Origin of the sequence: Arthrobacter sp. CJ23 (assembly GCF_024741795.1) — a bacterium.
GTDB lineage: Bacteria > Actinomycetota > Actinomycetes > Actinomycetales > Micrococcaceae > Arthrobacter.
In genome coordinates this window covers 2,916,906-2,929,644 of record NZ_CP102950.1, presented here as the reverse complement: position 1 = coordinate 2,929,644, position 12,739 = coordinate 2,916,906, and the positions used below count along the sequence as shown (strand labels likewise).

The window sequence follows — 12,739 nt, the reverse complement described above, 5'->3', positions numbered from 1 at the left end:
CGCGGCCATGATCTTCCTCGACGCCGCCGCCACCACGCCCGTCCGCCGCGAGGTCCTCGAGGCCATGTGGCCCTACCTGAGCGGCGAGTTCGGCAACCCCTCCAGCCACCACACCCTGGGCGAGGCGGCGGCATCGGCGCTCGCCGGGGCCCGGGCGGCCGTGGCCAGGGTGCTCGGCTGCCGCCCCGGCGAGGTCACCTTCACCTCCGGCGGCACGGAGGCGGACAACCTCGCCATCAAGGGCATCGCCCTGGCCCGGCAGGCAGCGGATCCGGCGCTCAACCGCGTGGTCATCAGCGCCGTCGAGCATCCCGCGGTGGAGGAATCGGCGCGGTACCTGGAACGGATCCATGGATTTGCCGTGGACGTCCTTCCCGTGGGCGCCGACGGGCGGGTCTCCGTGGACGCCCTGCGGGCCGTACTCCGGCCGGAGACCGCCCTGGTGAGCATCATGTACGCCAACAATGAGGTGGGCACCGTCCAGCCCGTGGCCGAACTGGCCGCCGTGGCCTCGGAGCACAGCGTGCCGTTCCACACGGACGCGGTGCAGGCCGCCGGCTGGATGCCGCTCGATGTCAAGGCCCTCGGCGTGGGTGCGCTCAGCATCTCGGGCCACAAGCTCGGTGCCCCTAAGGGATCGGGCGTGCTCTACGTCCGCGGCCGGATCCGGGTCGAGCCGCTGGTGCACGGCGGCGGGCAGGAGCGCGGACGCCGCTCGGGCACCGAGAACGTCGCAGGTGCCGTGGCTCTGGCCACGGCGCTGACGCTGGCCCACGCCGAGCGGCCGGACCTTGCCGCCCGCGTTGCCGGGCTCCGCGAGCGCTTCATCGCCAGCATCCTGGACACGGTTCCGGGCGCCCTGCTCACCGGACACCGCACGGAGCGGCTGCCCTCGGTGGCCTCCTTCTGTTTCCCCGGCACCAGCGGCGAATCCGTGCTGCTGGAGCTCGAGCGCCTCGGCGTGGTCTGCTCCAGCGGATCGGCGTGTGCCGCGGGCTCGGACGCGCCCTCGCACGTGCTTCTGGCGCTGGGCCTGGAAGCGGAGGTGGCGCAGACCGCCGTGCGCTTCAGCTTCAACTCGACGGTGACCGCCGAGGAACTGGAACAGGCAGCGGCAGCCGTGCAGACCGCCGTCGGGGCCGTGCAGGGGCTCGGCAAACGTTAAACCCGCGTCCCGGCCCAACCAGGTAGCGCTATCTGTCGTTATGAGGCTCCAAAACGACAGATGGCGCTACTTGCTTGGAGAAGGGTCAGACGTGCCGGGCGCGCCGGAAGATCCAGTGCCGCAGCAGCGTGAACCGCACCGCCGTGGCGAGGAAGCCGGACAGCGTGGTGGTCCAGAGCTCCTCCGTGACCGTGGCCCCGGGGTGGAACCAGTGCAGGATCCCCAGGCTGCCTCCCGTGATGACCAGGGCAACCGCAATCACGATGAGGCCGTTCAGGTGGTCCTGCATCCGCTTCCGGCTGCCCGTGATCTTGAAGGTCAGCCTGCGGTTCAGGGCCGTATTCATGACCGAGGTGATGATCAGCGCGGCCGCGTTGGCAAACTGCGGATCGATCCACTGGCGGAGCAGGGCGTACAGGGCCAGGGACGTTGCGGTGCAGATGACGCCGACGCCGGTGAAGCGCAGCAGCTGCCGCACGGCAGGATAGCGGAGGATGCCGCTGTGCCGTTTGCGTGGCTTCTTCCCGGGAGACTCCAGTAACTGTGTGGTCTCCGCGGCATTCTCCATGGCTTAAGCCTGACATATCAGGCGGGGGTTTCCTCCCAGGAAGCTGCCTTGACCGGGTTGCTGAGTTCGCCGATGCCCTCAACGCGGCACACCACGGTGTCTCCGGGCTGGATGCGGGCGCATTCGGCGGGGAAGCCGGTGAGCACCAGATCGCCGGGCTGCAGGGTCATGAAGGAGGTCAGGTAGACCAGGATTTCGTCCACCTTCCAGCCGAGGTCGGCGCTGCTGGCGGCCTTCAGCTCCGTGCCGTTGTGGACGATGCCGATCGACAAATCCGAATCGTCGAGTTCCGTGACGATCCACGGGCCGGCCGGGGTGAAGGTGTCCTGGCTCTTGGCGCTGATCCACAGCTCGTCCGATTTCTGCAGATCGCGCGCCGAGACGTCGTTGCCGATGGTGAAGCCCAGGATGGCGCTGCGGGCGGTCTCCAGCGTCAGGCCGCGCACAGTACGGCCGACGACGACGGTCAGTTCAGCTTCCGGGTCCACGTAACCGACCGCTGAGCTCAGCTCGATCGCCTCACCCGGGCCGATCACGCTGGACGCCGCCTTGTGGAAGGCCTGCGGCGGGAGATCGCGGCCGGGCTGCCCCGTGTTGTGGGCCATGCCGAAAACGTTGACGGGAAGCGACGGAGCGAGGAAGGTGAACGAGTCCTGGTCCACCACGGTGCCGCTCTCCCAGCCGGGCCGGGCCGGGCTGTTGGTGTTCGCGCGGGAGCCCGTGAAGGGGGAATCGATGACCGTCCAGGCCCGGCCGGCCCCGGAGGCGAAGTCCGGGGCATCGTTCGCCACGAAGAAGTGCTCGTCGGGGGCAACCGCGGAGAGCGGGCGGACGCGGGCAAGGCGGCGGGGTGCGCTGACAGTCATGAAGACATCCTACGTCCTCCGCTCGTTGCGAGGCCTCCTTTACGTTCCAAGAACACTCCCACGGACGTAGGGCGGGCCCCGCAAGTCGTTCAGCGGAAGAAATTCACCCCAGCGCCGCGGAACCGAAGGCCACGCTGAAGCGGTCGCACCAGAGCACCACCGTGCTCAGCCCCGAAAGGTCGGTGCCGGCCGGCACGGCATAGTTCTGGTTGCCGTGCGTCGCCTTGATGGGCCCAAGATCGAGGTAGCTGCCGGAACGGTACTTGAACCAGTCCCCGCCCGCCTCCAGGCTGCTCAGCCAGATTTTCACATCGGGCCCGTCGCTGCTGGCCAGGTTCTCGAGCCGCACCACGTGGCTGCCGTCCGGGAGCCTGAGCAGACTGGCCGTTCCGCTGGTGGCATGCTCCTGGGACTGGAAGGCCCCGCTGGAAAGTAAGACGGGCGCCGCGGGCGCCGGGCTGGACGGTGCCGGCGTACTGGTTTCCATGCCCGACGGCGCCGTGCCGGCTGGCGCTGTAGTGGCCGGCGGGGCGGAGGCTGCCGCCGTCGTGCCCGGCAGGGCCTCGTCCACCAGGCTGCTGGTGAAGAGCCTCCACGGCTGGAACAGGGCTGCCCCCACGGCCACTGCCGCCAGCAGGAGGATGCAGGCCACCGTGGCGGCCGCGCGGTGGCGGCGGATGGCTGTGCGGAGTCGGGGCGTCATGCTTTAAGGCTAGGCGCGGGAGGCATCCCGTGGGGGCGCCAAGGATTACCGTCCGATTACCGTTTTGCGGGGCCCGCTCCACGTCCCTGGCATGCCCGCAGGACGTAAAGCGGACCTCACAACACGGGGTAGAGCTCTCCCACCGGGATCTCAGCCGCGAGCCGGTTGTCCGGGCCGGCCAGGGGGCAGGCCCAGGCCTCGTTGTAGGCGCAGGATGGGTTGTAGGCGAAGTTGAAGTCCAGGATGAACTCCTGGCCGCCGTCGGATCCGCGGACACCATGGAAGGCGCCCTTGACGGTGTCCAGCAGGTACCGGCCGGCGCCGTAGCTGCCGCTGGCCTTCCCGGCCGTGGCATCGCGGAACGGGACGAAAATCCCGCCGCCGTAGCTGCGGAGCCGCCACGCGGCGAGCGCTCCCAGGCCGGGCAGCTCGAAGGTGCCCAGCCGCACGAAGGGCACCACGCCGTCGGTGCCGGTCCGGACGTTCATTTCCTGCCCGGCCCCCTCGCCGGAGAGTGCCGCATACAGCCTGAACGCGGGATCATAGTCGGCTGTTCGCAGCCCGGAAAACTCCGCCTTCATGGCCGGTGTCAGTGCGGAGGCGGGATGCGTGGCGAACATGCGGTCCCGCTCCTGGCGCCAGTAGACATGGGCTTCAAAGGGGTCCGTTGCGGCGATCCGGCGGACGGCGTCGTACAGGGCGAACGTCCGCAGGCGCCAGTCCGCGATATCCACCGCCGACATCTCCGGCAGTATGTCCTCAGCCTCATCAAAATGATCGGGAGCCATGCTCCCCAGCCTAATCCCCAATGCCTCCCTAACCTCGCTTCGCTTCGGCCAGGGAACCCTGGCATCGTGGGCCCCTGCGAGGGGCGGACGCGGACCCGGGATTGCGAAACGCTGCCGGTCCTGCCGCCCCTCCCGGCCCGCGCCGCTAGGCTGGCCGCATGAGAGGCAATCGGATCCCCGTGAAGCATTCCATGGTCCTGGCGGCGGTCCTGGTGCTGGCCGCGACGGCGGGCTGCACCACGGAAGGGAAGCGCGGGCCGGAGCCCGCTGTCGGCAGTTCCTCGAATGGCAGCTCACTGAGCGGGACGCCCCAGCCGGGGAGCACGACGACGGCGGGCGAAGGTTCCGCGCCCGCCACCTCCGCTTCGCCGTCGGATCCGTCCGCTTCCGTTCCCGGGCAGGCCGCCACGGCAACGGCCTGGAAGACGTACACGGATCCGGCCAAGAAGGTGGCGTTCGAGCTGCCCCGGGACTGGATCGCCCAGTCGGAGGCCCCGGAGGCCGGTTCCCTGCCCGGCGCCGTGAAGGTGGTGGTCAAGGATGCCGGGGGCCGGTACCTCGGCACTCTGCACACGGGAATGGCAGCGGCTGCTCCCCTCGCCTGCCCGGCCGGCGAGGGGCGTCCCTATGTGGTGATCAACAGCGTGCCCATGGACCTGCCGCACTCCGCAGAGGCCGGGACCATCACGCCGCACGCCGTGTTCCGGGTCATCCAGGGCTATAGGTTCTTCGGCTCCTACGGCATCACCAACATGGTGGCCGGGGCGGACGGGCAGGCCTGCGAACTGAGGAACCGGGTGCAGGGCCCGGCAGGCCAGGGAGACTACTTCTTCGGCGACCTGGCCGCCATTCATGCCTTTGCGGCCGACGAAAAGGTTGCTCCGGCCAAGAGTTTCGACACCCTGGACCAGGCAGCCAAGTACGTCGAGCAAAGCCCGGAATTCGCAAACGTCCAGCGGATGCTACTGTCTCTGAAGGTCAATCTGTAGTCCGCGGTTGGCTGATCAAGAAGACAACGGCGACATCGGGGGCTGTCGTGCCGCACCACACCCCGGAGATCCATGGAACGCAACGTTTCTGCCAAGCTGCTATTCAAGACCGTCGCCGACACCAAAGTGGCCATGGCCATCGCCGTGGCGAGCAATCCGGGCTACGAATCACTGACTGAGACCCTGTCCATCACGGTGGACGGGCTGGATGTTCCCTTCGCGGAACTCACGGACCACCATGGCGGGCGCTTCCAGTACATGGAGTTCGCCGAGCCCAGCGAAGTCACCGTGGACTACCAGGCAACCGTGGTGGGCTTCGGCGCTCCGGATGAATCCTCGCAGATGGAACTCATCAGGTACGTGCGCCCCAGCCGCTATGCGGAATCGGACCGGCTGCTTCCCACGTCCTACGCCGAATTCGGGGGCCTGCGCGGCGAAGAACTGCTCCAGGCGGTCCGCGACTGGGTCAACGGCGAACTCCGGTACGTCAGCGGTTCCTCGCGCGGAACCGACGGCGCCGTGGAGACGCTGCTGCACCGCAGGGGCGTCTGCCGCGACTTCGCGCACCTGGCCATCGCGCTGCTGCGATCCAAGGACGTCCCGGCGCGGCTCACCGCCGTCTACGCGCCCGGGCTGAGCCCCATGGACTTCCATGCCGTGGCCGAGGCACACATCAACGGCGCCTGGCATGTCATCGACCCCACCGGGCTGGCGCCGCGGGAGGCAATGCTCCGCATCACCGCCGGACGCGACTCCTCGGACACCGCTTTCCTGTCCACGGTGGGCGGAAGCCTGTCACTCAAGACCTTGAAGGTCACCGCCGAGGTGGCCGGCGAGCAGCCGGAAGAGGATCCGGCCAAGCTCGTCGTCCTGCACTAGCGCTGCACCAGGCAGTCTGCCGTGCCGGTCACCGCCCGGCACGGCAGCCGCAGTCAGTGGCCGCTGACCGAAGCCCGCAGCTTCTCCGTCAGGCGCAGCAGTTCGCGCTGTTCGGCAGCGGTCAACGCCGGCGCCACCAGGTCCGCGATGTCCCGGACGTGTTCGCGGCCGATCGTCTTCTGCAGCTCGAGACCCGCCTCGGTGAGTTCGAGCAGGACCCCGCGGCCGTCGTCGGGCGCTGCTTCCCGGGCCACCAGCCCGCGCTTCTCAAGGCGGTCCACCAGCCGGCTCAGGCTGGACTGGCTCAACAGGACCTTGTCGTTGATCTCGTTGAGGCGCAGCTTGCCGGAGGGGCAGCGGGAGAGCGTGAACAGCACGTCGTACTCCTTGGCCGGCATCTTCTTGAAGGCCGGTGCGGCCTGGAGCCGCCGCATCACCGCCACCTGGGAACGGAACAGCGCTTCCCAGGTCTCGGCGGCGAGGCGCACAGAGGACGAGCTTGCCTGGCCGGACATCAGGCGTCCCCACCCGCGGTCTCGGCCACGGATCCGACGCGTGCCTCCAGGGCCGCAGCGACGCGCGAGGCGTGCGTGGGGGCATCGGGAACGTGTGCCGGCTTGAGGGCGGCGTACTCCTTGCGCAGCACCGGGAGGACTTCCTCGCCGAACAGGTCAAGCTGCTCCAGCACGGTCTTCAGCGGCAGGCCGGCGTGGTCCACCAGGAACAGCTGGCGCTGGTAGTCGCCGAAGTGCTCGCGGAAGGTGAGCGTCTTCTCGATGACTTCCTGCGGGCTGCCCACGGTCAGCGGCGTCTGCGAGGTGAAGTCCTCCAGGGACGGGCCGTGGCCGTAGACGGGCGCATTGTCGAAGTACGGCCGGAATTCCTTGACGGCATCCTGGGAGTTCTTGCGCATGAAGAACTGCCCGCCCAGGCCGACGATCGCCTGGTCTGCCTTGCCGTGGCCGTAGTGCTCGTAGCGCTCGCGGTACAGGCCGATCAGCTGCTGGTAGTGCTCCTTGGGCCAGAAGATGTTGTTGGCGAAGAAGCCGTCACCGTAGTACGCGGCCAGTTCGGCGATCTGCGGGCTGCGGATGGAACCGTGCCACACGAAGGGGGCCACGCCGTCCAGCGGGCGCGGTGTGGAAGTGAAGTTCTGCAGCGGGGTGCGGTACTTGCCGCTCCAGTTGACGGTGTCTTCGTCCCAGAGGCGGCGCAGCAGCGAGTAGTTCTCGATGGCGAGTTCGATCCCGTCCTGGATGTTCTTGCCGAACCAGGGGTACACCGGGGCGGTGTTTCCGCGGCCCATGATGAGGTCCACGCGGCCGTCCGCCAGGTGCTGGAGCATGGCGAAGTCCTCCGCGATCTTTACGGGGTCGTTCGTGGTGATCAGCGTGGTGGACGTGGACAGCGTGATGCGTTCCGTCTGCGCCGCGATGTAGGCCAACGTGGTGCTGGGGGAGGAGGAGAAGAAGGGGCGGTTGTGGTGCTCGCCGATGGCGTAGACATCCATGCCGATCTCTTCGACCTTCTTGGCGATTGCCACTGAGGCCTTGATGCGCTCGTTCTCGGTGGGCGTGTGGCCCGTGGTGGGGTCAGTGGTGATGTCACTGACGCTGAAAATACCGATCTCCATGGTGTGCCTTCCTGCCTGCCCGGTTGTGCCGGGGTTCTTCCAACAGTGTATCCCAAACTAGATGCATTTGCATGTATCACCGCTTGCAACAGTGCTGCCGGGGGATTTGTTCCCGGTGAGGGCGGGCGGTGAGGGCAGGCGGTGTGGGCGGCGGGCAGTGAGGGCGGGCGGCGTGCGGTGCGGGCCACGCAGGGCCCGGAAGCTATTCGGCCGGCGCGTTGGCCGCGCGGCGGCCGGAGACCTTGGACATCATCCCGGTGGTCAAGTAATCCTTGTCCTCGCCGCCGCCGGGCAGGACCTCGGGGCGCTCCGTCATCGAGCGCAGCAGGGCCCGCTTCTCCCGGCGCCCCTCCACCAGCTTGTAGAGCACCGGCACCAGGACCAGGGTCAGCGCCGTGGAGGACACCAGCCCGCCGATCACCACGATCGCCAGCGGCTGCGAAATGAAGCCGCCGCCACCAGTGAGGCCCAGCGCCATGGGAGTCAAAGCGAAAACGGTAGCCAAAGCCGTCATCAGGATGGGGCGGAGGCGTTGGCGCGCACCGTGGGTGATGGCGTCGGCCACGCTCATGCCGGGGCTGCCGTCGTGCGGCTTGCGGTACTGGTTGATGAGGTCGATCAGCACGATCGCATTCGTGACCACGATGCCCACCAGCATGAGCATGCCGATCAGCGACGGCAGGCCCAACGGAACACCCGTCACCAGCAGCAGGCCCACGGCGCCGGTGGCAGCGAAGGGGACAGAAACCAGCAGTATCAGCGGCTGAACAAGCGACTTGAAGGCGGCCACCATGATGACGTAGACAATGGCGATGGCGGCCAGCAATGCGAGCCCGAGCTGCCGGAAGGACTCGGCCTGCTGGGTGGTGGCGCCGCCGATCGCGGCGGTCACGCCAGGCGGAAGCTCCACCGAGGCCAGGCGTTCCTGTACGGCGGAGCTGACGGCCCCCAGGTTTCCGCCCGACGGCGTCACCGTCACCTTGGCGGTCCTCTGGCCGTTGCTGCTGGTGATGGACACCGGAGTGTCCACCTGCTCGACGGCGGCGATGCTTTCCAGCGCCACCCCGCCTCCCGCCGTCGGGACCTTCAGCCCGCGCACCGCGGCGATGCTGGTGAAGCGCGTTCCCTGGCCGATCTGTACGGGGTAGTCGTTGGTCTCGATGCGCACAGTGCCGGCAGGTATGGGGCTGACAGTCGATGCCAGGAAGGCGCCCACTTGTTCTTCCGTCAGGCCCGCCGCCACCGCCTTGGCCCTATCTACGCGGACCTGGACCACTGCTTGGCTTGAGGCCAGGTTGGTGGCTACCTCTGTGCTGCCCGGCACGCCGTCCATGGCCTTGACCATGGCATCGCTGGCTGTACGCAGCTCTGCCGTGTTGGCGGCCTTGATGGTGATGTCCACGGTGGATGACGTGCCGAAGCCACCCTGTTGGGATCCGACGGTGATCTTGCCGGCCGCTCCCTCCAGCTTGGCCCGGACGTCATCCTGGAGCTTCTTCTGGTCGACCTTCTCATCGGTGACGATCGTGAAGGTCGAGTTGGACGAGCCCGTGGACATCAAGGCCGCAAATCCTGTTTGGGCGTTGCCGGAAGTCACTTGGACGTCCTTGATCCCGTCCATGCCGCGGAGCAGGTCCTCGATCTTCCCGGCTTCATCGCTGGTTGCCTGGAGGCTGGTGCCGGCAGGGAGGACCTGGCGGACCGTCATGCTGTTCTCGCCGGACCGTCCCAGGAGGTCCGTGGCCAGGAGGGGGGAGACGGCCACGGTCGCGACGAGGATCAACGCAGCGGCCGACAACGTCATGACCGGGTGCTTTTGGGTTTTCGAGAGGATCGGAAGGTAGCTGCGCTGAAGCCGGCTCCGTTGTTCCGCTTGCCTGGCCTTGTCCGCGGCATCTTTGGCGGCCGTCCCCGGCGAATCAGCGCCGGTTGCGGGGGATTTGAGGAACCAGTAGGCCAAGACCGGAACTATCGTCAGGGCGACGAGCAGGGATGACAGCAGGGCTATGGTCACTGTCAACGCGAACGGACGGAACAACTCGCCGGCAAGGTCGCCCACGAAAGCGATCGGAAGGAAGACTGCCACCGTGGTGAGGGTGGAGGCCGTGATGGCGCCCGCTACCTCGCGGATGGACGTCAGGATCGCGGTGAGTTTGTGTTCGCCGTAGCTGAGGTGGCGCTTGATGTTCTCGATGACCACGATCGAATCGTCAACCACTCGCCCGATCGCGATGGTAAGAGCACCCAGCGTGAGGATGTTCAGTGAGTACCCAGTGGCTGAGATACCGATGAAGGTAATCAGCAGGGACAGCGGAATGGACACGGCAGTGACCAGGGTGGACCGGACCGACATGAGGAAGACCAGAATGACCGCGACCGCAAACCCAAGTCCCAAAAGGCCCTCCGTCGTGAGGTCCTTGATGGATTTCTCAATGAACGGAGCTTGGTCGAACGCGGGCGTGAAGCTCGCATTGTTGCCCAGTTCAGCTTCCATCGGGGCAATGGCCTCGTGCACGGCGTGGGAAATTGCCACCGTGTCGCCGTCAGGCTTCTTGGTGACAGACAACGCGAGGCTGGGTTTGCCGTTGGTGCGCGTGATGGAGGTTGCGGCGTCATCCGCAATGCTGACGTCAGCCACGCTGCCAATCGTGGTTGCGGCCTTGGCGCCGGCCAGCGGCAATGCCTTGATGATGTCGAGGGAATCCACGGGGCTGCCGAGCTGGAGCGACAGCGTCTTGCCTTGGTCTTCGATGGTGCCGACTGGAATCAGGGTTCCGTTGTTCTTCAAGGCGTTGCCGATGGACTGGACCGAGGCCCCTGTTGCGGCCACGTCCGCAGGGCGGGGCTGGATGAGGATGTGCTGGCGGGAGCCGCCGGTGACATCGGCTCCCCGGACGCCGTCGATCTTCAGCAGCCTGGGAACGCTCAGTCGCTGCAGCTCGGCGTTCAGCTCGCTCAGCGGCTTGTCCGAGGACACCGCAAGGTAGATGATCGGGAAATCGCTGATGCTGCCTGCGATGGACTGCGGCTCGACGTCGGCCGGCAACACGCGCTTGGCGTTGGAGATGGCACGGTCGATCTGGTTGCGTGCACGGTCCAGGTTGGAACCGTACGCAAACACCATGGTGATCTGCGAAACGCCGTTGCGGGACGTGGACGTCGTGGACTCAAGCCCCTCGACACTGTTCAACGCCGTTTCCAGCGGCTGGCTCAGCTGCTTGTCCACCACCTCCGGGGAGGCGCCCGGCATGGACGTCACGACCGTGATCTGCGGGAACTCGATCGACGGAATGAGTTCCTGCTTCAGGGACCCCATGGTGATCACGCCGAACACCGCCGCAAAGACGGTGATCAGCGCGATCAGGGCCCGGTTTCCCAGGGACAGCTTGGCCAGGCGGAACATTGCATCGACTCCTGACGTCTACGGAATGACTCGGCTGACGGGAAGCGACCGCAGCCCGGTGTAGGCCCACGCCGCCCGGGTTCCCTGACCGAGCGTAGCGAGGTGAGGGTGGCGGTGGGTGGGCCCACGCCGCCCGGGTTCCCTGACCGAGCGTAGCGAGGTGAGGGTGGCGGTGGGGACTAACTCTGGACGGCGTTGGCCACTTCCAGCTGCAGCGAGCGTGCCGTGCTGGCTTCGAGTTCGGCGGCCAGCTCCGGGTTGTCGTTCAGCTTGACGCCGTAGCCCGGCATCATGTCCTTGAGCTTGGACTGCCATCCCTTGAAGTTCTTGGGGAAGGACTTCTGCAAGAGTTCGATCATGATCGGGACGGCCGTGGAGGCTCCCGGGGAAGCACCAAGCAGGGCGCCGATGGAACCGTCGCGGGACGCGATGACCTCGGTGCCGAACTGCAGGACGCCGCCCTTGCGGGGGTCCTTCTTGATGATCTGCACGCGCTGGCCGGCAGTGATGAGCTCCCAGTCGCCGCCGGCGGCCTGCGGGTAGTACTCGCGCAGGGCCTCCACCTTGGCTCCGTGGCGCTTGGCCACCTCCTTGATGAGGTAGGTGGTCAGGTCCATGTTGTCCTTGGCTACCGCCAGCATCGGGATGATGTTGCCCGGGCGGATGGACAGCGGAAGGTCCAGGTAGCTGGAGGTCTTCAGGAAGTTCGTGGAGAAGCCGGCGTACGGGCCGAACAGCAGGGAGCGCTTGCCGTCAACGTAGCGGGTGTCCAGGTGCGGGACGGACATGGGCGGAGCGCCCACGGAGGCCTGGCCGTATACCTTGGCGCTGTGCTGCGAGGTGATCGAGTCATCCGTGCAGCGGAAGAACTGGCCGGAGACGGGGAAGCCGCCGTAGCCCTTGCTCTCCGGGATGCCGGAGGCCTGCAGCAGGTGAAGGGCGCCGCCGCCTGCGCCAACGAAGACGAACTTCGCGTGGATGCGGCCGTGCTCGCCGGAGGCGGGGTGCTTCGTGGTGAGGTCCCAGCCGCCGTCGGCGGAGCGGCTGACGTTGGTGACGTCGTGGCCGTAGTTGATTTCCGCGCCGTTGTCCTGGAGATAGCCGGTCAGCTCGCGCGTCAGCGCACCGAAGTCGACGTCGGTGCCTTCAGCCGCGCGGGTCGCGGCCACGCGCTGCTTGGCGTCGCGGCCCTTGACGACCAGGGGGGCCCACTTGGCGATCTGCGCCTGGTCCTCGGTGTATTCCATGCTCCGGAACAGCGCGTGCGGCTTGAGGGCCTCGAAGCGCTTCTTGAGGAAGTTCGAGTGGTCATCGCCGAGCACGAAGCTCATGTGCGGCACGGTGTTGATGAAGCCCTTGGGGGATCCGATCAGCTGGTTGTCCACCAGGTGGGACCAGAACTGGCGGGACAGCTGGAACTGCTCGTTGATGTGGAGGGCCTTGGCCGGGTCCACGCTGCCGTCTTTGGCTGCGGGCGTGTAGTTGAGCTCACACAGGGCTGCGTGCCCCGTGCCGGCGTTGTTCCACGGGCCGGAGCTTTCCAGTCCGGCCTCGTCCAGCCGCTCAAACAGCGAAATGGTCCAGGTGGGTTCAAGCTGCTTGATGAAGGCGCCGAGGGTGGCGCTCATGATTCCGCCGCCAATAAGGACGACGTCTGCGTGGGGGGTCTTGGAAATGAAGGTCACGATCAATCTCCGGTAGCGGCGGCACTGGCTGTCACAGAATATCCCCGCAGCATCCCATAA

The 12,739-nt window shown here is 67.1% G+C and carries 11 protein-coding genes; 3 read left to right on the top strand and 8 right to left on the bottom strand.

Going from position 1 to position 12,739, the window contains the following annotated elements:
• Positions 1 to 7 precede the first annotated feature (7 nt).
• A complete protein-coding gene (locus tag NVV90_RS13050; RefSeq protein ID WP_258437707.1) occupies positions 8 to 1,165 on the top strand; it encodes a cysteine desulfurase family protein in 1,158 nt (385 codons plus the stop codon).
• A gap of 85 nt (positions 1,166 to 1,250) precedes the next feature.
• Here NVV90_RS13050 and NVV90_RS13045 read toward each other — a convergent pair whose 3' ends face one another.
• The 4 genes from NVV90_RS13045 to NVV90_RS13030 all read right to left on the bottom strand — a co-directional run bounded on the left by NVV90_RS13045 (position 1,251) and on the right by NVV90_RS13030 (position 4,090).
• A complete protein-coding gene (locus tag NVV90_RS13045) occupies positions 1,251 to 1,733 on the bottom strand; it encodes a GtrA family protein (RefSeq protein ID WP_258437706.1) in 483 nt (160 codons plus the stop codon).
• A gap of 17 nt (positions 1,734 to 1,750) precedes the next feature.
• Positions 1,751 to 2,599, bottom strand: a complete 849-nt coding sequence (locus NVV90_RS13040) for a fumarylacetoacetate hydrolase family protein (protein WP_258437705.1) — start codon at positions 2,597 to 2,599, stop codon at positions 1,751 to 1,753.
• Positions 2,600 to 2,702: 103 nt separating this feature from the next.
• Positions 2,703 to 3,302 (bottom strand): DM13 domain-containing protein, encoded by a 600-nt coding sequence (locus NVV90_RS13035; protein WP_258437704.1) that lies wholly within the window; start codon positions 3,300 to 3,302, stop codon positions 2,703 to 2,705.
• 116 nt (positions 3,303 to 3,418) lie between these two features.
• A complete protein-coding gene (locus NVV90_RS13030; protein WP_258437703.1) occupies positions 3,419 to 4,090 on the bottom strand; it encodes a DUF1684 domain-containing protein in 672 nt (223 codons plus the stop codon).
• Positions 4,091 to 4,248: 158 nt separating this feature from the next.
• Here NVV90_RS13030 and NVV90_RS13025 point away from each other — a divergent pair, with 158 nt between their 5' ends.
• Complete coding sequence (locus NVV90_RS13025; protein ID WP_258437702.1) at positions 4,249 to 5,079, top strand: hypothetical protein; 831 nt, start codon at positions 4,249 to 4,251, stop codon at positions 5,077 to 5,079.
• Positions 5,080 to 5,151: 72 nt separating this feature from the next.
• Positions 5,152 to 5,958 carry a transglutaminase family protein gene (locus NVV90_RS13020; protein ID WP_258437701.1) on the top strand — a complete coding sequence of 269 codons (807 nt, stop codon included), beginning with the start codon at positions 5,152 to 5,154 and terminating at the stop codon, positions 5,956 to 5,958.
• 53 nt (positions 5,959 to 6,011) lie between these two features.
• On the opposite strand, the gene NVV90_RS13015 is transcribed toward NVV90_RS13020, so the two are convergent.
• The 4 genes from NVV90_RS13015 to NVV90_RS13000 form a co-directional block, all read right to left on the bottom strand.
• A complete protein-coding gene (locus NVV90_RS13015) occupies positions 6,012 to 6,473 on the bottom strand; it encodes a MarR family winged helix-turn-helix transcriptional regulator (protein ID WP_258437700.1) in 462 nt (153 codons plus the stop codon).
• Positions 6,473 to 7,591 (bottom strand): LLM class flavin-dependent oxidoreductase, encoded by a 1,119-nt coding sequence (locus tag NVV90_RS13010; protein ID WP_258437699.1) that lies wholly within the window; start codon positions 7,589 to 7,591, stop codon positions 6,473 to 6,475. The genes NVV90_RS13015 and NVV90_RS13010 overlap by 1 nt, the downstream gene beginning before the upstream one ends.
• Before the next feature lie 202 nt (positions 7,592 to 7,793).
• Positions 7,794 to 10,994 carry an efflux RND transporter permease subunit gene (locus tag NVV90_RS13005; protein ID WP_258437698.1) on the bottom strand — a complete coding sequence of 1,067 codons (3,201 nt, stop codon included), beginning with the start codon at positions 10,992 to 10,994 and terminating at the stop codon, positions 7,794 to 7,796.
• Between the two features lie 179 nt (positions 10,995 to 11,173).
• Positions 11,174 to 12,679: a malate:quinone oxidoreductase gene (locus tag NVV90_RS13000; protein WP_258437697.1), complete on the bottom strand. Its 1,506-nt coding sequence runs from the start codon at positions 12,677 to 12,679 to the stop codon at positions 11,174 to 11,176.
• Positions 12,680 to 12,739 lie beyond the last annotated feature (60 nt).